22 protein-coding genes are annotated in these 19,524 nt (G+C 46.3%); 7 read left to right on the forward strand and 15 right to left on the reverse strand.

What is annotated here, in order from left to right; genetic code table 11:
- Positions 1–8: 8 nt before the first annotated feature.
- Positions 9–905, reverse strand: a complete 897-nt coding sequence (gene dapA / locus ADA42_RS11020; protein WP_048765213.1) for a 4-hydroxy-tetrahydrodipicolinate synthase — start codon at positions 903–905, stop codon at positions 9–11.
- A 387-nt stretch (positions 906–1,292) separates the two neighbouring features.
- Between dapA and pncA the strand changes: the two genes are divergently transcribed.
- The gene (gene pncA, locus ADA42_RS11025; protein WP_025094599.1) at positions 1,293–1,922 is read left to right on the forward strand and encodes a bifunctional nicotinamidase/pyrazinamidase; all 630 of its coding nucleotides are present in this window, start codon (positions 1,293–1,295) and stop codon (positions 1,920–1,922) included.
- 50 nt (positions 1,923–1,972) lie between these two features.
- On the forward strand, positions 1,973–2,932 hold the full coding sequence (locus ADA42_RS11030; RefSeq protein ID WP_048765215.1) for a bile acid:sodium symporter family protein: 960 nt from the start codon (positions 1,973–1,975) through the stop codon (positions 2,930–2,932).
- Here ADA42_RS11030 and ADA42_RS11035 read toward each other — a convergent pair.
- From ADA42_RS11035 to ribBA, 12 genes are all read right to left on the reverse strand, one after another.
- Positions 2,929–3,396 (reverse strand): DUF523 domain-containing protein, encoded by a 468-nt coding sequence (locus ADA42_RS11035; protein ID WP_048765217.1) that lies wholly within the window; start codon positions 3,394–3,396, stop codon positions 2,929–2,931. The genes ADA42_RS11030 and ADA42_RS11035 overlap by 4 nt on opposite strands.
- A 2-nt stretch (positions 3,397–3,398) precedes the next feature.
- Positions 3,399–3,686 carry a GNAT family N-acetyltransferase gene (locus tag ADA42_RS11040; protein ID WP_048765222.1) on the reverse strand — a complete coding sequence of 96 codons (288 nt, stop codon included), beginning with the start codon at positions 3,684–3,686 and terminating at the stop codon, positions 3,399–3,401.
- A 106-nt stretch (positions 3,687–3,792) separates the two neighbouring features.
- Complete coding sequence (locus tag ADA42_RS11045) at positions 3,793–4,344, reverse strand: VOC family protein (protein ID WP_048765225.1); 552 nt, start codon at positions 4,342–4,344, stop codon at positions 3,793–3,795.
- 15 nt (positions 4,345–4,359) lie between these two features.
- Positions 4,360–4,998, reverse strand: coding sequence for a maleylacetoacetate isomerase (maiA, locus tag ADA42_RS11050; RefSeq protein WP_048765227.1), 639 nt, complete (start codon positions 4,996–4,998; stop codon positions 4,360–4,362).
- On the reverse strand, positions 4,985–6,304 hold the full coding sequence (gene fahA / locus ADA42_RS11055; RefSeq protein WP_048765230.1) for a fumarylacetoacetase: 1,320 nt from the start codon (positions 6,302–6,304) through the stop codon (positions 4,985–4,987). Before fahA ends, maiA begins: the two co-directional genes overlap by 14 nt.
- 316 nt (positions 6,305–6,620) lie before the next feature.
- A complete protein-coding gene (glmS, locus tag ADA42_RS11060) occupies positions 6,621–8,459 on the reverse strand; it encodes a glutamine--fructose-6-phosphate transaminase (isomerizing) (RefSeq protein ID WP_048765232.1) in 1,839 nt (612 codons plus the stop codon).
- A gap of 12 nt (positions 8,460–8,471) precedes the next feature.
- Positions 8,472–9,836 carry a bifunctional UDP-N-acetylglucosamine diphosphorylase/glucosamine-1-phosphate N-acetyltransferase GlmU gene (gene glmU, locus ADA42_RS11065; protein WP_048765236.1) on the reverse strand — a complete coding sequence of 455 codons (1,365 nt, stop codon included), beginning with the start codon at positions 9,834–9,836 and terminating at the stop codon, positions 8,472–8,474.
- Positions 9,837–9,855: 19 nt separating this feature from the next.
- Complete coding sequence (locus tag ADA42_RS11070; RefSeq protein ID WP_004944685.1) at positions 9,856–10,371, reverse strand: phosphatidylglycerophosphatase A; 516 nt, start codon at positions 10,369–10,371, stop codon at positions 9,856–9,858.
- Complete coding sequence (gene thiL, locus ADA42_RS11075; RefSeq protein ID WP_048765239.1) at positions 10,349–11,266, reverse strand: thiamine-phosphate kinase; 918 nt, start codon at positions 11,264–11,266, stop codon at positions 10,349–10,351. Before thiL ends, ADA42_RS11070 begins: the two co-directional genes overlap by 23 nt.
- A 14-nt stretch (positions 11,267–11,280) precedes the next feature.
- Positions 11,281–11,730 (reverse strand): transcription antitermination factor NusB, encoded by a 450-nt coding sequence (gene nusB, locus ADA42_RS11080; RefSeq protein WP_004933735.1) that lies wholly within the window; start codon positions 11,728–11,730, stop codon positions 11,281–11,283.
- Positions 11,731–11,733: 3 nt separating this feature from the next.
- Positions 11,734–12,204 (reverse strand): 6,7-dimethyl-8-ribityllumazine synthase, encoded by a 471-nt coding sequence (gene ribE / locus ADA42_RS11085; RefSeq protein WP_004933736.1) that lies wholly within the window; start codon positions 12,202–12,204, stop codon positions 11,734–11,736.
- Between the two features lie 11 nt (positions 12,205–12,215).
- Entirely contained in the window at positions 12,216–13,337 is a 1,122-nt protein-coding gene (ribBA, locus tag ADA42_RS11090) for a bifunctional 3,4-dihydroxy-2-butanone-4-phosphate synthase/GTP cyclohydrolase II (protein ID WP_004944690.1), read from the reverse strand.
- A 92-nt stretch (positions 13,338–13,429) separates the two neighbouring features.
- Here ribBA and ADA42_RS11095 point away from each other — a divergent pair, with 92 nt between their 5' ends.
- Entirely contained in the window at positions 13,430–13,645 is a 216-nt protein-coding gene (locus ADA42_RS11095; RefSeq protein WP_048765242.1) for a hypothetical protein, read from the forward strand.
- Here ADA42_RS11095 and ADA42_RS11100 read toward each other — a convergent pair.
- Positions 13,634–14,947: a hypothetical protein gene (locus tag ADA42_RS11100; protein ID WP_171063718.1), complete on the reverse strand. Its 1,314-nt coding sequence runs from the start codon at positions 14,945–14,947 to the stop codon at positions 13,634–13,636. The genes ADA42_RS11095 and ADA42_RS11100 overlap by 12 nt on opposite strands.
- A gap of 59 nt (positions 14,948–15,006) precedes the next feature.
- Here ADA42_RS11100 and serB point away from each other — a divergent pair, with 59 nt between their 5' ends.
- The 3 genes from serB (at position 15,007) to ADA42_RS11120 (ending at position 17,627) form a co-directional block, all read left to right on the forward strand.
- On the forward strand, positions 15,007–16,227 hold the full coding sequence (gene serB / locus ADA42_RS11105; protein ID WP_004933741.1) for a phosphoserine phosphatase SerB: 1,221 nt from the start codon (positions 15,007–15,009) through the stop codon (positions 16,225–16,227).
- A gap of 420 nt (positions 16,228–16,647) precedes the next feature.
- Positions 16,648–16,983 carry a ciprofloxacin tolerance protein AciT gene (aciT, locus tag ADA42_RS11115; RefSeq protein WP_004933743.1) on the forward strand — a complete coding sequence of 112 codons (336 nt, stop codon included), beginning with the start codon at positions 16,648–16,650 and terminating at the stop codon, positions 16,981–16,983.
- 158 nt (positions 16,984–17,141) lie between these two features.
- Positions 17,142–17,627, forward strand: a complete 486-nt coding sequence (locus tag ADA42_RS11120; RefSeq protein WP_004933745.1) for a hypothetical protein — start codon at positions 17,142–17,144, stop codon at positions 17,625–17,627.
- A gap of 62 nt (positions 17,628–17,689) precedes the next feature.
- Here ADA42_RS11120 and dtd read toward each other — a convergent pair whose 3' ends face one another.
- Positions 17,690–18,127, reverse strand: a complete 438-nt coding sequence (gene dtd / locus ADA42_RS11125) for a D-aminoacyl-tRNA deacylase (RefSeq protein WP_048765245.1) — start codon at positions 18,125–18,127, stop codon at positions 17,690–17,692.
- 162 nt (positions 18,128–18,289) lie between these two features.
- Between dtd and pncB the strand changes: the two genes are divergently transcribed.
- Positions 18,290–19,501 carry a nicotinate phosphoribosyltransferase gene (gene pncB, locus ADA42_RS11130; protein ID WP_004933750.1) on the forward strand — a complete coding sequence of 404 codons (1,212 nt, stop codon included), beginning with the start codon at positions 18,290–18,292 and terminating at the stop codon, positions 19,499–19,501.
- Positions 19,502–19,524: the final 23 nt, after the last annotated feature.

The raw sequence follows: 19,524 nt of genomic DNA on the forward strand, positions 1-19,524 counted from the left end.
ATTTGCTCTTATTGAATAATTCCCGCAGCTTTTAGCTGATGACGGAGAGGTTCGCGATATTGTTCGGCGAGAGGAGTCAAAGGAAGACGAATTCCAGTTTCGATTAAGCCCATCTCATGTAGCGCCCATTTCACAGGAATTGGGTTCGATTCGCAAAACAGAATATTGTGTACATTTGCAACTTGCTCATTGAGCGATTTTGCCTGCTCCGACTCACCTTGCAAAGCAGTTGCACATAACTCACTCATTGCTTTAGGAATAATATTGGCAGTGACCGAAATATTGCCTTTGGCGCCAAGCGTAATCAATTCCCATGCGGTTTCGTCATCACCCGAATACACCGCCATGTTGCCCTTTAAACCGTCGATCAATGCTTTGCCACGTGGCACGTCACCAGTTGCATCCTTAATGCCGATAATATTTGGAATCTCGGCCAGACGGATTGCCGTCTCGTTCGACATATCCACGCCGGTACGGCCCGGAACGTTGTATAGAATTTGTGGAATATCTACGGCTTCTGCAATGGCTTTATAATGCTGATAAAGGCCTTCTTGTGTTGGTTTATTATAATATGGCGTCACCAAAAGTGCGGCATCTGCGCCAAGCTCTTTTGCGGCTTTTGTCAATTCAATGGCTTCGTGAGTGGAATTTGCACCAGTACCTGCAATAATTGGAATACGTTTGTTCGCCACACGAATAATTTCTTTAATAACGGTTGTGTGTTCTTCCATGCTAAGTGTTGACGCTTCGCCAGTGGTGCCGACGGCGACAATACTGTTTGTACCTTGTTGGATATGCCACTCAACGAGCTTCTCAAGACCCTTCCAATCTACACTGCCATCTTTATACATAGGGGTGACGATTGCGACGATTGAACCTTGAATGGTCGGTGCTTGCTGAGTCATTTTAAAAAAATATCCTATTGTTCCATCCGGATGAAATAGTAAATACGAAAAGTGGACGGTCTGCAGTATTTTGAGTGTAAGTCACGGCCTAAACAAGTAGGCTGGATGACTATTATGCAAATTATGACTGATCAGAGAGATAAGAACAATATCCTTTGATCAAAGCATGTAAAAACTTTGACACAATACAAAGTCTCAAAAGGATGGTGTGGCCGATCTGTCACATAATCAGTGCGACGCATTCAATCATTGAATTTTTTAACATGACTTGTCAGCGGCGTATGAGTTGCTATGCTGTGAAATATTTAAAATATGATCGATTCCTCATATAAGAAAGACTGCTGAAGCGCTCTGCGACGGTGGGCATGAATTTCCATGGAGAGAAAAATGAAACAACCCAATCACGTTGCTTTAATTGTGGTCGATGTACAAAATGGATTTACGCCCGGTGGGCACCTCGCGGTTGCAGATGCCGATCAGATTATTCCGTGTATTAATCAGTTGGGTGCTTGTTTTGATACGATTGTCATCACGCAGGATTGGCATCCCGAAGATCATATTTCCTTTGCCCAAAATCATGCAGGTAAACAGCCATACCAGCACATTCAACTGCCTTATGGCGATCAGGTCCTGTGGCCGAGCCATTGCGTTCAAGGGACGCATGATGCCGAATTGCATCCCGCACTTGATTTGCCTTCGGCACAGTTGATTTTAAGAAAAGGCGTTCACCGCGATATCGACAGTTATTCCGCTTTTATGGAAGCAGATCGTAAGACCACAACTGGTCTGGCGGCATATTTAAAGGCGCGTGGTATCGATACTGTCTATATTGTGGGTATCGCGACCGATTTTTGTGTGGCATGGACTGCCATAGATGCCTGCGCGGCTGGGTTTGATAGCTACGTGGTGGTCGATGCCTGTAAAGCCATCGACATGAATGGCTCTTTACAGCATGCGTGGCAAGATATGTTAAAAGCAGGGGTGAAACGCATTTCATCGCGTGAGTTATTGAACTAGGTTCAGCAAGCATGCTTTTCATTTTTGGTTTTTAAAGGTTTTATCTCTTCATGACAGCTTTACTTCGTTTTACGGCATTTGTGCAAAAAACCTTTGCCCTTTGGGTGGTGGTCTTTGCTGCGCTGGCACTCTGGACGCCGGATTTATTTGTGTGGCTTAAAGCTTATATTCCATGGCTACTGGGGATCATTATGCTGGGCATGGGCATGACCATGTCGCTAGACGATTTTCAAGACATGCTGCGCCATCCTAAAGCCGTATTGATTGGCGTGGTGGCGCAGTTCGTGGTGATGCCGGGACTGGCCTTTTTACTGTGTCAATTATTTCAGTTGCCTTCAGCGATCGCGATTGGCGTGATTTTGGTGGGATGTTGTCCGGGTGGAACGGCATCGAATGTAATTACCTATATGGCGCGAGGCAACGTTGCGCTCTCGGTGGCATGTACCAGTGTTTCGACCTTACTGGCACCGCTGTTGACACCCGCTATTTTTTATTTTTTGGCCAGTCAATGGATTCAGATTGATGCCATATCGATGTTTGTATCGATTTTACAGGTGATTCTGGTGCCCATCGTGATTGGGCTATTGCTGCGACGTTTTTTTGCAGTGCCAGTGAATCGATATATCGAGGTGATGCCGCTGATTTCAGTCGTGGCGATTGTTGCGATTGTGGCGGCAATTATTGGGGCCAGTAAAGCCGCGATTTTACAGTCGGGCGCGTTGATTTTATCTGTGGTGATACTGCATAACGGACTTGGGTTTTTAATTGGCTACTGGGCCAGTCGAGCATTTAAGCTCTCGCATCGCGATGGCAAGGCGATTGCGGTTGAAGTGGGGATGCAAAATTCAGGTTTAGGTGTGGCACTGGCCGCGGTTCATTTCGCGGCATCACCATTGACCGCTGTACCGAGTGCCTTGTTTAGCTTATGGCATAACATCTCAGGCGCGTTGCTGGCGACTTATTGGGCGCGTCAAAGTCGTCAAGAAACAGATACAACATCTGTTGATTAGTGTTGTCGTTGATACCAATCTTCAAGTTCATGTTCGGACAAAACATCAAATCCGTACTGTTTGAGCAGTGCGGCAGTTACGCCTAAACCTGCCTGTTTCTGGCCATTAAAATGCCCGTTATAAATAAAGTGTGAACCGCATGAGGGGCTATTCTCTTTAAGTACAATTGCGCTGGCATTATGCAGTTTTACAATGCGTAGTGCCTGATGGGCACCTTCGATGAAGGCGGCTGTAACATCTTCACCCGTCGCATCTATCACCCGTGCGCGACCAGCCAAAACATCCTCACCCGAACCGCCCTGAATTTCGGCAGCAGGGCGAGGGGTAGGTAATCCGCCCAAGCATTCGGGACAAATACTTTTGGCCAGACCTTGTGCCAGCAGACGTTGAACCAGTGCAATAGGACAACTTTTTGCATCGTAACGTACTGGTTCACCAGCCAAACAGGCACTGACCAAAATCATATTTATGCGTCTCGCAACACATCTTGCAATTCAGGGCGTTTATCAAATACCGATTTTGCATATGGGCAAAGTGGAATGACCTTGATTTGATCTTGTCGAGCAAAGCTGATCAAGGCATCGAGCAACTCACGGCCAATGCCTCTTCCACGATACGCACTTTCGACTTCGGTGTGGTCAATACTCAGGCTATGATCGCCTACCCAAGTAAAGTGCATTTCACCCGCGACTTTGTCGTCATCTAGGGCCTGAAACATGCCCTGTTTACCATCTTCTATTTTTTGTATGTCCAAAGCATTCTCCTGCTTATACGATATTATGGGGCTGCTTATTGCGGCACGCCTCGAACATAGCATGAAAAATCAAAAAAATAGCGCCAGTATACATAACTCCTCAAAATTAGATTTCGCTCAATTCTTCAGCATGTAAAAACTGTGTATGATGTGGGGCGCGTTTGGTGCGTGTCCACTCGTCTAGCATCTCTTGTTTGATCTGATCGGTAATTTTTGCAATCTTTTCAGGCGAGCGCGGATCATCATAAGTGAGTTCGATACGGTGTCCATTCGGATCGAAAAAGTAAATCGAGTGGAAAATTCCGTGATTGGTCACGCCTAGAACGTCCACACCATTGTTTTCCAGATGTGCTTTGGCCTCAAGTAAGGTGGCTTCGTCTTTTACACGCAGTGCCAGATGCTGTACCCATTTCGGGGTATTTTCATCTCGGCCCATATCCGGTTGATTTGGCAACTCAAAAAATGCCAAGACGTTGCCATTGCCCGCATCTAAAAACAGATGCATATATGGGTCGAAGGCTTTGGTTGAGGGCACATGATCTTCGGCAAAGGCCAAAATAAAATCCATATGCAGATTCTTTTTGTACCATTCGACGGTTTCTTTGGCGTCTTTGCAGCGATAAGCCACATGGTGGATTTGTTCGATTTTAAATGTCATGCTCATGTCCTTATTTTATGCAGCATCGGGTTGTTGTTCTGGCGCCGCTTCAATAAACGCCGGGAGGGTCATACACTGTGCATAGACCGCTTCAATAAGTGGATAGGCGCTTAAATCAATTTGAAAGCGTTTGGCGTTATAAACTTGTGGAATCAGACAGCAATCTGCCATGGTCAGCTGATCACCAAAACAAAATTTACCTGCCGTCGCCTGTAATTGGGCTTCCAGGCTATTTAGGCCAGTCACGATCCAGTGCTGATACCATTTATTTTTTTCGATATCAGAGAGCTTAAGCGTATCTGTTAAATATTGCAGTACCCGCAGGTTATTTAGCGGATGAATATCACAGGCAATATTGAGACAAAAGGCACGAACTTGGGCGCGTATATGGGCCGCTTGCGGCAAAAGTCTTGGATCTGGATATTGCTCTTCAAGATATTCAAGAATACTCAGCGACTGGGTCAGAACATGCTCTTGATCTTTTAAGGTCGGCACCAGCTCGCTCGGATTAAGCTGTGCATACGCAGGTGAGTGTTGCTGACCGCCATCTTGAAGTAAATGAACGGGTACAATTTCGGCAGTCAGTCCTTTAAGCGCAAGTGCAATGCGGACTCGAAATGCCGCCGAGCTTCTAAAATAGCTATACAGTTGCATACTTGGTGCGTTCCTGTGCTTCGGTTTCTTGAAAAGCGAATTGACGTGCCGGCAAGATCGTGCCTGTCACTTCGCCAAAGCCAATTCGTAAGCCATTTTTTTCACAATAGCCTTTCATGATTAGCGTATCGCCATCTTGTAAAAAGCCGCGCTGCTCACCGTTTGAAAGTTGCAATAGGCGCGTATTATTCCATGTGAGTTCAAGCAGCGAGCCATAAGAATCTGGAGTCGGGCCAGAAATAGTACCTGACCCCATTAAGTCACCCACTTGTACATTACAGCCTGCCACCGTGTGATGGGTTAGTTGTTGTGCCATCGACCAGTACATATATTTAAAATTGGTGCTGCAAATCACATCTGCATGTTGTTGTTCGGCAGCTTTGAGTTCTACCGATAAATAAATGTCGTAACTATTGGCCGAAAGATCTTCTTGTAAATAAGCCAGTGGCAGTGGATCTTGTTGTGGCGAATGCGTTCGAAACGGTTCAAGTGCCTCTAGCGTGACAATCCATGGCGAGATGGAAGAGGCAAAAGTTTTGGCATTGAACGGCCCGAGTGGTACATATTCCCACTGTTGCAAATCGCGCGCCGACCAGTCGTTAAACAGCACCATACCAAAAATATGATCCCATGCGTTTTCAATTGAAATCGGTTCACCTAGGTGAGTTGCCTTGCCCACAATAAAGCCCGTTTCCAGTTCAAAATCCAACTTGCGACAGGCTGAAAAGACAGGACGCTCCTGATCGGGCAATTTGATTTGACCCGATGGACGCACAATATTGGTACCGCTTACCACCACCGAGCTGGCGCGTCCGTTATAGCCCACAGGTAGCTCAGACCAGTTCGGCAATAACGCATTTTTGGGGTCACGAAACATGCAGCCCACATTGGTGGCGTGTTCTTTAGACGAATAAAAATCGGTATAGCCCGGAATATGTACAGGTAAATGCATCACCACGTCGCTTTGCTGATAAAAAGCGTGCTGGCGAAGCGTGGTGTTATCGCGAAGCGTCGATTCATTTTTAGACAATAAGCGCTGCAAGGTTTGTCGCGTGCTGTGCCAATGTGCTTTACCACTTTCAATAAATTTATTTAAGGTGGGTTGGTCGAAAAACTGTTCACCCTCTTGGAGAGTTAAAAGCCCTGCACGCTCAAGTGCCGCCAGATCGACCACCCAGTCGCCGAGTGCCACGCCTACACGGCGTTTACCTGTTGTGGTTTCGCTAAAAATTCCGTAAGGCAAATTCTGAATAGGAAAATCCGAAGTCGGGGAAACCTCGATAAATGAAGATAAATGCACGCTCATGTCAGCATTCCTTGGCATATCAGTAATCTCTTTATCTTTTATCATACGGATTTTTTATAATTACGCAATACGAAATTTATTTATGAATAATGTAATTATATTGATAGATAAAAATTTAAATAGATAAAAAAACCTGCAATAGATGCAGGTTGAATTGTTGATGTCAAATAGAATCTAAATTTAGCGGCTTATTTCACAAACATAAAAAAATCCACACAGCGATGCATTTCTAGAGCATCGCTTGTCTGGATTTTTTAAGTAATTCAGTATGAGAATTTATTACTCTCATATAAAATTAGTTTTAAAAATCAGTTGCTTATTCTACAGTAACTGATTTTGCAAGGTTACGTGGTTGATCGACATCTGTACCACGCAATACCGCCACATGATACGACAGTAACTGTACCGGAATACTGTACACAATCGGTGCCAGCCAAGCATTCACATCTGGAATCAAAACCACATGCTGACGGTCTTTGTCGCGAATACCGCTGTTTTCATCGGCAAACACAAACAGTTCACCACCACGTGCCTGAACTTCTTCCATATTCGATTTAAGTTTGTCGAGCATATCGTCTTGCGGCGCCAAAATGACCACAGGCATCTCGTTATCGACCAAGGCCAACGGGCCATGTTTTAACTCACCCGCGGCATAGCCTTCGGCATGAATATACGAAATTTCTTTCAGTTTCAATGCACCTTCAAGGGCAATCGGATAATGTGTACCGCGGCCCAAGAACAAGCAGTGCTGCTTCTCAACAAACAGTTCAGATAAACGTAAAATTTCCGTATTGTGTTGCAAAGTATCGAGCATGACTTTTGGACAATGCCACAATTGCGATGCAATCTCTGAAATTTGTTCAGCGGCAATTTGCTGCTTCACCTGACCAATTTTCAAAATGAGCAGCATCAATGCTGCAAGCTGAGTGGTAAAGGCTTTGGTCGAAGCCACACCAATTTCTGGGCCTGCGAGGGTTAGCAAATGATGATCTGTTTCGCGTACCATCGATGACGTGGCTACGTTACAAATGGTCAGAGTCGAGATCTGAATATCTTTGGCTTTGGCACGCTTTTGTGTGTCACGTAGCGCTGCCAAGGTGTCGGCAGTTTCACCAGACTGAGAAATACAGATATACAAAGTATTCGCCACAATCACTGGTGAGCGATAACGAAACTCGCTAGCAATCTCCACCTGACACGGCACATTAATCAATTGCTCAAACCAGTACTTGGCAATCATACCGGCGTGGTAACTGGTACCGCAGGCAATAATCTGTACGTTTTGGATCTGTTTAAAATCCACTTCGGCCAAGTGCAAGAAATCATCACGCAATGCATTGCCATTTAAGGCTTGTGAAATGGTTTGTTGAATGGCTTCAGGCTGCTCATAAATCTCTTTGAGCATGTAGTGCTTGTATTCGCCTTTCGATGCATTACTGACCGCAGCATCAAGCTCTTTAACCGGACGCTCGATTTTTTCGCCATGTGCATAAATTTCAATGCTGTCACGGGTCAGACGGGCAATATCACCTTCTTCCAAATACACAAAGCGATTGGTCACAGGTAAAAGCGCCAACTGATCTGAACTGATAAAGTTTTCACCAATCCCCACACCAATCACCAAAGGCGAACCTTCGCGTACGGTGATCAACTCATCTGGATGATCCTTATGCACAATACCCAGCGCATAAGCGCCTTTAAGCTCTGGCACTACGCTACGAACCGCATCGAGCAAACTGGTTTGCTCTTTAAGCGCATGATGCACCAGATGCGCCACGACTTCGGTGTCGGTTTGTGAGGTAAAGACATAGCCTAGCGCTTCTAGGTCATCTTTAAGCTCTTGATAGTTTTCAATAATACCGTTGTGCACCACAGCCAGATCACCCGAAATATGCGGATGTGCATTTTGTTCGGTCGGTTTACCATGCGTGGCCCAGCGTGTATGTGCAATACCTAGAGAGCCGCTTAATTTGCTCTGTGCAACGGCCTCGGCCAAATTGGCCACTTTTCCTACACGGCGCTCGCGCAGGATATGCGATGGACTCACCAATGCAACGCCCGCAGAGTCGTATCCGCGGTATTCAAGGCGTTTGAGACCTTCAATTAAAATCTCACTAATGTTGCGTTCTGCAACGCCTCCGACGATACCACACATGCCTAATACCTCTTATTTTTTCAACTTTTGCGGACGTTGATAATTTGCTTTTTCAATTTGTTGCGCGCGCTCAAATGCCAGTGCATTGTCGCTCACATCACGGGTAATCACCGAACCTGCACCCACAGTGGCACCATTGCCAATATGTATAGGCGCGACCAGTGAACTGTTAGAGCCAATAAATGCAGCATCGCCAATCACGGTTTTAAATTTATTTGCACCATCATAATTGCAGGTAATGGTCCCTGCACCAATATTCGAACCAGCACCAACTTCGGCATCGCCCAGATAGGTAAAATGGTTGGCTTTTGAGCCGACCCCGATACGGGTATTTTTCACTTCAACGAAGTTGCCGATGTGTACGTCGTTGGCCAGCTCTGCACCCGGACGCAAGCGCGCAAATGGTCCGATCAGGGTATTTTCACCCACAACCGCATTTTCAAACACGCTGTAAGGTTGCACTTTTGTGCCAGCAGCAATACGGGTATTTTTTAATATGCAACCTGCGCCAATTTCGACAAAATCGCCCAGTTCACAGTCACCTTCAATAATCACATTGATATCGATTTTGACATCTTGTCCGATTTTGAGGGTACCACGCACATCAAAACGAGCCGGATCACTCAAGGTGAGACCCTGCTGCATCAGGCTTTTGGCTTGTTGCAATTGAAATTCGCGCTCGAGCGCTGCCAGTTGTAGACGGTCATTGACGCCTTCTACTTCATAGGCCAGTTCGGGCTGAATTGATGCAATTTCCAAACCGTCGGCAACGGCCATGGCCACAATATCGGTGAGATAGTATTCACCTTGGGCGTTGTTATTCGATAGCTTTGGCAACCATGCGTGCAGTTTCTGATTACTGACGCAATAGATGCCAGTATTGATTTCCTGAATCTGACGCTGTTGCTCAGTGGCATCTTTATGTTCCACAATCGCTTGAATCTTGTCGTTGTCACGAATGATGCGTCCGTATCCAGTCGGATTGTCCACATTGAGCGTGATCATGCCAATGCCTGTCGCACTTGATACGGCAAGGAGCTGATCGAGAGTTTCTTGGCGCACCAACGGCACATCGCCATACAAAATCAGTGACATGCCTTCTTGTGGTAACACGGGTAACGTCATCTGAACCGCATGACCTGTGCCCAGTTGTTCGGCTTGCTCAACCCACTGAATATTTTCTTGCTGAAATTGTTGCTGAACGTGTTCACCACCGTGTCCATAGATGGTAATAATATTTTGTGCATGCAGTTGTTTTGCCGTTTGAATGACGTGTCCGAGCAAAGGACGGCCCGCCAAAGGCTGTAATACTTTAGGAAGGCTAGAGCGCATACGCGTTCCTTTGCCCGCAGCAAGAATAATAACGGTCGTTGTCATGAATAACCTACTTAACGGTTTAGACCAGTGATAAATATATCAAAATACACAGTGCAGCCCAGAGCCCTGCAATCAGATCATCAAGCATAATGCCAAATCCGCCGTGCACCTGTCGATCAATCACTCGAATGGGCCACGGCTTCCACACATCGAACAGCCGGAAGAGGGCAAAACTGATGAGGGCCCATTTTACATCCATTACATTAAAATAGATTAAAGGCAATACGGTAATCGATTGTCCTGCAAATTCGTCCCAGACAATCCGGCCATCATCGTGTACACCCATCAGTTCTGCGGTTTTCCCACAGAAAAAAATCCCGATTACACTCATCAGTGCAATCAGAGCCACACTTGGATAAAAACCGATCCAGACCCAAAACGGAATGAACAGTAAGGCAAAGGCCGAGCCAAAAGTGCCGGGTGCTTTGGGCGCCAAGCCTGAACCAAAGCCAACACCACAAAATACGATGCAGCGATTGAACCAAGACATGCGTTTGAAGTCGATTGAAGGTTTAGGCAAAGTGTTGGTATCCATGCAGTTGAAGCGGGTAGTCCTGTCCTTGATAATGATAGGTCAATTGTTGTTGTGCGGTAATCTGACCAATTTTTGTGATTTTGGTATCGAGAGAATACTGTTGAAGTTGTTCAAAATGTTCAGGTGAGATGGTAAAACACAGCTCATAGTCGTCGCCCCCTGCAAGTGCAAACTGCCACTTGGCTGTATTTTCAAGCGCTTCGAGTGCAGGGTCGAGCGGTAGCTGCTCAAGATCGAGCTGCGCCCCAACATGAGATGCTTTTAAAATATGCCCCAGATCTTGGGCCAAACCGTCGGACACATCAATCATGCTTGATGCAAGCCCTTTCAGGCGTTGTCCGAGTTCGCAGCGTGGTGTTGGATAATCCAGTCGCTGCTGCAAGGCAGAGCCTAAATGTGCCAGACCATAGGCAGCGTCACCCACTTGACCACTGACCACCACATAGTCACCCACCTGTGCGCCAGATCGGCATACGGCTTGCTGCTGATCGACATAACCAAGCGCCGTCACCGTAATAGTGAGGTGCGGGCTCTGTGTGGTATCGCCACCAATCAGGTGTACCCCAAATTGATCACAGCATTGATATAGGCCACGACTAAACTCACTTAACCAGTCGTGATCGACTTTAGGAAGGCTAAGTGCCAGCAAAATACTGTGTGGTTTAGCTCCCATTGCAGCAATATCAGACAAATTAACTGCAACACTTTTCCAGCCAATGGCATGGGCAGAGGTGCTAAGTGGAAAATGCCGACCCGCAATCAGGGTATCTGTACAGATGACCAGTTGCTGGCCATGTGGCGGCGTAAGCAGGGCTGAGTCGTCACCAACACCGAGTTCATCGCCATGTAAGGCCGAACGGGAAAAATATTGGTCAATTACAGAAAACTCAGCCATGCACGCAACACGCCTTAGTTGGCTTGTTGTTTTTCAGCTTCACGAAGTCGAGAAGCCAAACGATCAAGAACACCATTGATGTATTTGTGGCTATCGGCACCACCAAAATGTTTGGCCAGCTCAATCGCTTCGTCCAGAACAACACGATACGGGATCTCGAGATGGTCTCGAAGTTCATATGCACCTAAACGTAAGGTTGCCAATTCGACGCCATCCAGGGCACTGAGTTCGCGGTCTAGTACCGGAACAAGTAACGTATCCAATGTTTCATGTTGTGCAACCACTTGCGTGAGCAATTCATGATAGTAGCTGAGATCGACCTTGTGCATCGCATTTTCGACACGGGTACGTGCTTCAATTTCATGCACAGGGTTGTGGCTCATTTGCCATTCATAAATGCCTTGTACAGCAAAACGACGTGCTTTACGTTTCGCTGCATAAGCGGCTTGGAGTGTTTGCGACATGCTTTAGATTGCCTTTAACAGATTAACCATTTCAATTGCAGTTAAGGCTGCTTCAGAACCTTTATTACCTGCTTTTGTACCCGAACGTTCAATTGCCTGTTCGATACTGTCAGTTGTCAATACACCATTGATAACCGGAAGACTACTTTCAAGTGCAACCACACCAAGGCCTTTGGCACATTCGCCTGCAACGAAGTCGAAATGTGGAGTACTTCCACGAATGACTGCGCCTAAAGCAATAATGGCATCAAATTTGTTAGAATCAGCCAATTTTTTAGCAACGATTGGCAATTCCCAAGCACCTGGTGCGTAAGCAACAGTGATATTATCCTCGCTAACGCCATGACGTTTCAAGGTGTCAATTGCACCTTCGAGTAAATGCTCAACGACAAAACTGTTAAAACGACCCACTAAAATCGCGTAACGGCCTTCGCTCGCGAGATGTAATAAACCTTCAATACGGCGAATTGCCATAACAACCTCGATTAGTTTTCTAGAGTTTGATCTGCGGTGATGTATTTCACCACTTCCAAGTTAAAGCCAGACAGCGCGTTAAAACGTAAAGGTGAACTGAGCAGATTCATTTTTTCCACGCCCAAATCACGTAAAATTTGTGCACCGACTCCAATCGTTTGATATTGCTGTGACAGCGCAGCATTTGATTTTAACGGTTTCGGTTTGGTCAAGCTTTCAAGGGCAGGGCCCAAATCTTGTAAATGATCCTGTCCAATCCAGACCAATACGCCACGCTCTGCGGCAGCAATGGTGCTTAAAGCACGATCCAGATTCCACGCCGGCTCACCGCCTTGCTTATTGAGTTTGAGCAAGTCGCGGGTCGGGTTAAAGCCATGAACACGCACGGTGGTGACGCCTTCACGCGGCTCACCTTTGACCAGTGCCAGATGGATATCCGGATTTCCAACTTCACGGTAGCGGAAGAGCTCAAAGTGACCGTATTCGGTTTCGATAGTTTGCTGGCTCAAGCGCTCGACCGTCTGTTCATTGGTCATACGGTAATGAATGAGATCGGCAATGGTTCCAATCTTTAAACCATGCTTTTCTGCAAAGACTTCTAAATCGGGGCGACGTGCCATGGTGCCGTCTTCGTTGATGATTTCGCAAATCACCGATGCAGGTTCAAGCCCGGCTAGACGAGCCAGATCACAGCCTGCTTCAGTATGACCAGCACGGTGAAGAACACCGCCTGGTTGTGCCATTAAAGGAAAGATATGGCCCGGTTGTACAATATCGCTTGGTTTGGCATGCGCAGCCACGGCAGTGCGAATGGTGTGGGCACGTTCTGCTGCCGAAATACCGGTGGTGATGCCTTCTGCGGCTTCGATCGATAAGGTAAAGTTCGTGCTGTGCTGTGCGCCGTTCTGGTCGACCATGAGCGGCAGGTTTAACTGCTGGCAGCGTTCGCGGCTTAGGGTCAGGCAGACCAGTCCACGCGCGTGCGTGATCATAAAGTTGATGTCTTGCGGACGTACATGCGTCGCAGCAATGACTAGATCACCTTCATTTTCACGGTCTTCATCATCAATTAGAATGACCATTTTGCCTGCACGGATATCTTCGACAAGCGCTTCCACATCACTTAGTGGCATAAGCCTTTCCCTTCTCACTGTGTCCGAAGACGATTATCTTTCACAATTTGCAGCATAGTTTAGCGTGTTTTCACCGAATTTGCCTATGCTGCATGCATTTACTTTCTGGCATCTCTTTATACACAGAACCGAAGTCACTTGAAAAGCCTAAATGGATCGAAATTAAAGCATTCTGTCCACGAAATAATCAACGTTTTAGTCATAAAAAGAATGAACTTTTCGCATTTTCTGATAATTCAGCGCATAAAAAACAAAAAAAACCCGCCAGCGCGGGTTTTGGTGATGTGAAAGCGGACTTAGATTTTTGAGGTATGGTCTAAAGAGGCATCAATCGATGCGCGTGCCTTTTTTCCCATCAGAATCTCGGTGCGAATACGCTGTGCAGTCTCGGCGCAGTCATTGTTCATACCGTTCATCATAAAGGCATGACGGGTCATCACATTACTTGGATTCGGCATGGCAACCAACTGGAATGCCTCACCCACTACTTTAAGCTGATGGTGATTGAGGTGCAATGCAGATTCTTTGGCATGCAAATAGCCAGTCAGGCGCTGCGCTGCCTCGAGTGGATTAAGTTGCATGGCCTCAACGGCAGTCGAGACGGCAAAACGGGTTTGCAGGGCAAAACGTTTGTCTTCACGATAACGCTTGTACAGTACGTCAGAAAGCAACTGGAACACTGCGCCTGTCATGAGTAAACACAGTGTACCTTGTGTAGTTGGCTTACTCATGATCAAGTTGGCGCCCTGTTGCTGAAATTCATTGACCACCTGAATCTCGTTTGGATTCACATGGTAATGCTTGCAGCTCAGCTCAATGCTTTTTTGTAAAAAGATCTGGCAGAGCTTGAAGTAGGGCACCGAAACAGACTGGTTGACGCTATTGAGTAATTGTTTCGGATCGTAAAACTGAATATTCAGTGCCACCGCCTGATCGCCTTGCGTGTGCTCAGGCAATACCACGTCTGGAATCTGAATGGCTTTTTGCTGCGCCTGCTGTTTGGCCTGTGCCACCAAGGTGATGGTATTTTGCTTTTCTGTTTCAAGCGCCTGAATCAATTGCTGGATTTCATGCTTTAAGCGAGTTTCACTGTTGATGCGTGCCAAATATTCACTGCGGCTTGGTCGAGCAATGGCGCGATATGCCAGCCAGAGGAGCAAGTGAATCACAAACATGGCCAAAATGGTCAACCACTGGGTTCTTAAGATTTCACCAATGCTGGGTTTAATCAGTGTGATTTCAATGGTGCCGACTTTCTTTTCGTTTTGCAGTGCATCCCGTACAAACACTTCGCCTTGGCGAGTTTTTTCCATACCACTGGTGGCCAGTACCTGCTTGTTGGCATCCAGAATACGGATTGAGGCCACGCTTGGGTTGGTGGCATAACGGTTGGCAATCAATGCCAAGGATACCGTATTGGCCGGTTCCAGCTCGGTCAGACTGTCGGTGACCAGTTGACTGGTCATCAGTTGCCCCTGACTCGCACGGTTCTCATTGAGTTGATGGGTGGTTGCAATCACCATTAAAAAGGTATGCAAAGCAAAACTTACGATTAATAGGCTAGCAAATAGCCCTTGTCGAGGTGCATTCAACGTAAACTTCCAAGGCAAATAGATTCAATTTCGATTATGATTCTTACAATAGTTGTAGCTCAAACCCGAGTCAATTCATGCGAGAAATCATTCTTATCTCTTTTTTGGGACCCGACCAACCTAATCAGTTCACCCGATTAATGCAGGTATTGTCCGTTCATTCCTTACATATTCTAGATGTCGGCCAGGCCGTTATTCATAATCAGCTCACCTTGGGCATCGTGGTTGCATCCGATGACGAAACCGCTACAGCACTAGCGATGAAGGAAATTTTGATTCTAGCACATGATATTGGACTGACTGTGCGCTTTAAACCCATCTCAAGTGCAGAATACGATCAGTGGGTCAGCGAAGGTGGCCGTACACGCTATATCGTGACTGCATTGGCGCCAGAATTGACCGCTTCACATTTACAAGCTGTTACCAAAATTGTCTCCGATCAGGGCTTCAATATTGAAACAGTGACCCGTTTATCAGGCCGCCCAGCACTGGGTTCGCAGCAAGATGCACCGCAACGTGCCTGTGTACAGTTTGGTTTAAGTGGGCAAATGCTCGATGCTCAGGCCATGCGCGCGGCATGTTTAAGTCTTTCTGGTGAACTCAATATCGATGTGGCAGTTCAAGAAGACAACGCCTATCGCCGTAATCGTCGTTTGGTCTGTTTCGATATGGATTCGACCCTGATTGAGCAAGAAGTGATTGACGAACTGGCATGTGAAGCAGGGGTTGGCGAGCAGGTGGCTGAAATTACCGAGCGTGCCATGCAGGGCGAGCTGGATTTCCAGCAAAGCTTCCGTGCACGTGTGGCCTTGCTTAAAGGTTTGGATGCCTCGGTACTGCCGCGTATTGCTGAACGCCTGACCATTACCGAAGGGGCAGAGCGCCTGATTTCGACTTTAAAAGCATTGGGCTACCGCACCGCGATTTTATCGGGTGGTTTTCAATATTTTGCCGAATATCTACAAGATAAACTCGGCATAGACGAAGTACATGCCAATATTTTAGATGTTGAGGCAGGTGTGGTGACTGGTGAGGTAAAAGGTGCCATTGTTGATGGCGCCCGTAAAGCCGAACTGTTGCGTGATCTAGCACAGCGAATGGGCATTTCACTTGAACAGGCTATTGCAGTTGGTGATGGCGCGAATGATCTGCCAATGCTGTCGATTGCCGGATTGGGTGTGGCATTTCGTGCCAAGCCATTGGTGCGTCAAAATGCCAATCAGGCCATTTCGAGTGTAGGTTTGGACGGTGTACTGTATTTACTTGGGGTACATGACAAGGATCTGACACGTGCCTAAAAGGCTCGATTCTCAAGCTTTGAACGCTGCTCGATGAGCGGCGTTTTTTATATGAAATTCCCATCCAATCCAGCCCCTTAGCCCAACACGTCGATTGATAAATTTTGAAACGTATCGCGCAAAAAAAAATTAAAAAACACTGCTTTTTGAGGATATGGCGTTGTAATGACACGCCAACAACGATCAGCTCTAGAACGGCGCTTTTTTTGATGGTTGAAAATGTGTAATGACAAAATAATGTTGCGACAGGGTGTGTCGTCACAAGCCATTTTGACTCTTTTTTTCTAAAAAAAACCCTCCATAATGCAGCTACAGACAAAAACAGATGCGTTGTTGAATGCACGATGTTGAATGCGTGAAGGGACTTAACTTGATGTTCTGCTCGGGATGCAGAAACTTAATCTTAGACGGAGGTTTAGTATGGTAACAGCCAGCTTCGCCACACTGCTTGGTGTCGGGATGATCGTGCTTGCACTAGCTGTTGTATTCTTTTCGCCGTACCGTCATTGGCTCGGTTTCATGTTTGCAGGTATGTTTTTTTGGGGCTTGATCGAGGTTGTACGTTTTGGGGTACAGACCGTATTTGAACTGCCGGTCACCTACAGTTATCTTGCGGCATTAAGCCTGTCGATGGTCACGGTCACCATCATTCTACTGCGAGAAGACAAGCGCGCACAAAAAGCCTTGGCAAATCGTCAGTATATCGAACACACCCCTGTCTATGAGGACGATCAGCAGCAATATTCGAGCCGCTAAACGGTGTGATCCAGTCATAAATCAGGTGCAGTCCGGCTGTGCCTTTTTTTACTTTTTTTATCATCTTTTATGAACGAAACACAGTATAGCTGCCGATACATTTGTGCTAGGATGACCCAGTTCATTTTTTGATAAGAATACAAATAGGCTTAAATGTCATGAAACTTTCTTCTCTACCTGTCGTGAAGTTACCTCTGGTCGACTTAAGTACCGATCCGCTTGACTTACTGGTCATGGGTTTGGCTTTACGTATGAAGCAGTTGGCACGTACCTGCCCGAAATTTATTGAACTCACACATGACCGTGCCTTTCGTATTCAGATTGGCACCGATTTGGGTTTTGCGCGCCAAATCATCGTCAATCACGGTCAAATCGAGACAGCCGCGGGCAGTGCAGAAAAAGCAGATTTTATTTTGCAATTTGCCGACAGTGAGCAGGGCGTTAAAACCTTGATCAAAGGTGATCCAACCGCGTTTATGACGGGGATGCAAAATGGCACGATCAAAATGGAAGGCGATTTTAGTCTGTTGGTCTGGTTTAATCAGGCAGCAAAACTGATTCCACCAAAGCTACCAAAGCCAGTGAAGCTCAAGATCAAGCAAGCTCGCCAGTTTTTAAAAGAAAAAACCGGCAAATCGTTCTAAGTCAGAATAGATGTGTACAGCAGGCGCTCGGTATCGGGCGCCTGTTTTTTTTAAGGTTAGTTTTAAATCTCGAGCTGAAACGTCACTGGGCCATCGTTGATCAGATGCACTTTCATATCGGCTGCAAATATTCCGGTTTCAACCCGAGCAAATTGCGATTTGGCATACTCCACCAATTGTTCATAGAGTACTTTGGCGTCTTGCGGTGGCATCGCTGGCCCAAAATCGGGACGCAAGCCTTTTTGGGTCTGAGCCATTAAGGTAAACTGTGACACCAGCAGTAAGCCTCCCTGCGCCTGATCGATATTCCAGCCCATTTTGCCGTTTTCATCATCGAAAATCCGGTACTTTAAAATCTTATCGATCAGTTTTTTACCTTTGTCGAGGTCATCGTCTTTACCTAGACCTAAAAAAACCAGAAGTCCATGCTGGATCGCTCCTGTGGTATGTCCATCGACCACCACGTGGGCTTCAAGGACGCGTTGTAGTAGTGCGCGCATGACAAATCTCAAAAACGAAATGTGCAAAATACTATCAGAAATACAGCAAAAGTCAGCACATTGCCACAGTGCTGACAGGACAAAGGTCTTATACAAATCAAGGTGATTCTTGCCAAAAAAATGTGGTTTAATGCATAAAGCTAACCTGCATGTTTGTTGTCTATGTCTCCAATCATTCATTCATTACTCGATACCGATCTTTATAAATTTACCATGTTGCAGGTGGTGCTACATCAATTCCCCCAGACGCACAGTGTGTACCAGTTTCGCTGCCGTAATCTGGATCAAACGGTTTATCCACTGACGGATATTCTGGATGATCTAAATGAACAACTCGATCACTTATGTGCGCTCAAGTTCAAAGATGATGAACTGCAATATTTGCGTTCCTTTCGATTTATTAAAAGCGACTTTGTCGATTATTTAGAGCTGTTTCAGCTCAAACGCCGTTTTATTCGTGCCAGTATCGATGCCAAAGGCCGTTTGGACATTAGTGTTGAAGGCCCGATGATTCAGGCCATGATGTTTGAGATTTTTGTACTGGCGATTGTCAATGAATTGTATTTCCGGCGTATTCGCACTGAGGCTGTGCTTGAAGAGGGTGAACGACGCCTGCAAGCCAAACTTGAATTACTCAAGCAGTATGAAGCGCAGCACGCAAACGACGAACCGCCATTTCTAGTGTCCGATTTTGGTACCCGTCGTCGCTACAGTCTAGAATGGCAAAAGCACGTGGTCGAGTCGTTTCATCGTAGCTCACCGCATGTGTTTCGGGGTACCAGCAATGTATTGCTGGCCAAAGAATTAAATATTACGCCAATTGGTACCATGGCACATGAATTTTTGCAGGCCTTTCAGGCACTTGACGTAAGATTGCGCAATTTTCAAAAAGCGGCCCTAGAGGCATGGGTACAAGAATATCGTGGCGATTTGGGTATTGCCCTGACCGATGTGGTGGGGATGGATGCGTTCTTGCGCGATTTCGATCTGTACTTTGCCAAGCTGTTTGATGGGTTGCGTCACGATAGTGGCGACCCGTACGAATGGGGCGACAAGGCCTATGCACATTATCGACAATTAAAAATTGATACCAAAACCAAAATGCTAACTTTCAGCGATGGCCTGACCTTACAAAAGGCATGGGAATTGCATCAGTATTTTAAAGACCGCTTTAAAGTCAGTTTTGGGATTGGCACCAACCTCACCAATGATATGGGGCAAACGCCACTTAATATTGTATTAAAGCTGGTCGAGTGCAATGGACAGTCTGTGGCGAAAATTTCAGACAGTCCGGGCAAAACCATGACCGATAACGACACGTTCTTGGCCTATTTACGTCAGGTATTTGACATTGAAGATGTGGCGCTGGTGTAAAAGTGATTGCACTTTTTCTGCTA

The organism is Acinetobacter sp. 243_ASPC (assembly GCF_001054715.1).
Taxonomy (GTDB): Bacteria; Pseudomonadota; Gammaproteobacteria; order Pseudomonadales; family Moraxellaceae; genus Acinetobacter; species Acinetobacter soli.

What these genes read in the sequence shown, in the direction of transcription:
- nusB (WP_004933735.1), bottom strand. Translation starts at nt 11,730, where the DNA reads ATGTCGCAAACACTCCAAGCCGCTTATGCAGCGAAACGTAAAGCACGT.
- dtd (WP_048765245.1), bottom strand. Translation starts at nt 18,127, where the DNA reads ATGCGCGCACTACTACAACGCGTCCTTGAAGCCCACGTGGTGGTCGAT.
- pncB (WP_004933750.1), top strand. Translation starts at nt 18,290, where the DNA reads ATGTCTCCAATCATTCATTCATTACTCGATACCGATCTTTATAAATTT.
- ADA42_RS11120 (WP_004933745.1), top strand. Translation starts at nt 17,142, where the DNA reads ATGAAACTTTCTTCTCTACCTGTCGTGAAGTTACCTCTGGTCGACTTA.
- ADA42_RS11045 (WP_048765225.1), bottom strand. Translation starts at nt 4,344, where the DNA reads ATGACATTTAAAATCGAACAAATCCACCATGTGGCTTATCGCTGCAAA.
- pncA (WP_025094599.1), top strand. Translation starts at nt 1,293, where the DNA reads ATGAAACAACCCAATCACGTTGCTTTAATTGTGGTCGATGTACAAAAT.
- fahA (WP_048765230.1), bottom strand. Translation starts at nt 6,304, where the DNA reads ATGAGCGTGCATTTATCTTCATTTATCGAGGTTTCCCCGACTTCGGAT.
- ribE (WP_004933736.1), bottom strand. Translation starts at nt 12,204, where the DNA reads ATGGCAATTCGCCGTATTGAAGGTTTATTACATCTCGCGAGCGAAGGC.
- maiA (WP_048765227.1), bottom strand. Translation starts at nt 4,998, where the DNA reads ATGCAACTGTATAGCTATTTTAGAAGCTCGGCGGCATTTCGAGTCCGC.
- glmS (WP_048765232.1), bottom strand. Translation starts at nt 8,459, where the DNA reads ATGTGTGGTATCGTCGGAGGCGTTGCAGAACGCAACATTAGTGAGATT.
- ADA42_RS11035 (WP_048765217.1), bottom strand. Translation starts at nt 3,396, where the DNA reads ATGATTTTGGTCAGTGCCTGTTTGGCTGGTGAACCAGTACGTTACGAT.
- glmU (WP_048765236.1), bottom strand. Translation starts at nt 9,836, where the DNA reads ATGACAACGACCGTTATTATTCTTGCTGCGGGCAAAGGAACGCGTATG.
- ribBA (WP_004944690.1), bottom strand. Translation starts at nt 13,337, where the DNA reads ATGCCACTAAGTGATGTGGAAGCGCTTGTCGAAGATATCCGTGCAGGC.
- serB (WP_004933741.1), top strand. Translation starts at nt 15,007, where the DNA reads ATGCGAGAAATCATTCTTATCTCTTTTTTGGGACCCGACCAACCTAAT.
- dapA (WP_048765213.1), bottom strand. Translation starts at nt 905, where the DNA reads ATGACTCAGCAAGCACCGACCATTCAAGGTTCAATCGTCGCAATCGTC.
- ADA42_RS11070 (WP_004944685.1), bottom strand. Translation starts at nt 10,371, where the DNA reads ATGGATACCAACACTTTGCCTAAACCTTCAATCGACTTCAAACGCATG.
- ADA42_RS11095 (WP_048765242.1), top strand. Translation starts at nt 13,430, where the DNA reads ATGCATTTACTTTCTGGCATCTCTTTATACACAGAACCGAAGTCACTT.
- thiL (WP_048765239.1), bottom strand. Translation starts at nt 11,266, where the DNA reads ATGGCTGAGTTTTCTGTAATTGACCAATATTTTTCCCGTTCGGCCTTA.
- aciT (WP_004933743.1), top strand. Translation starts at nt 16,648, where the DNA reads ATGGTAACAGCCAGCTTCGCCACACTGCTTGGTGTCGGGATGATCGTG.
- ADA42_RS11030 (WP_048765215.1), top strand. Translation starts at nt 1,973, where the DNA reads ATGACAGCTTTACTTCGTTTTACGGCATTTGTGCAAAAAACCTTTGCC.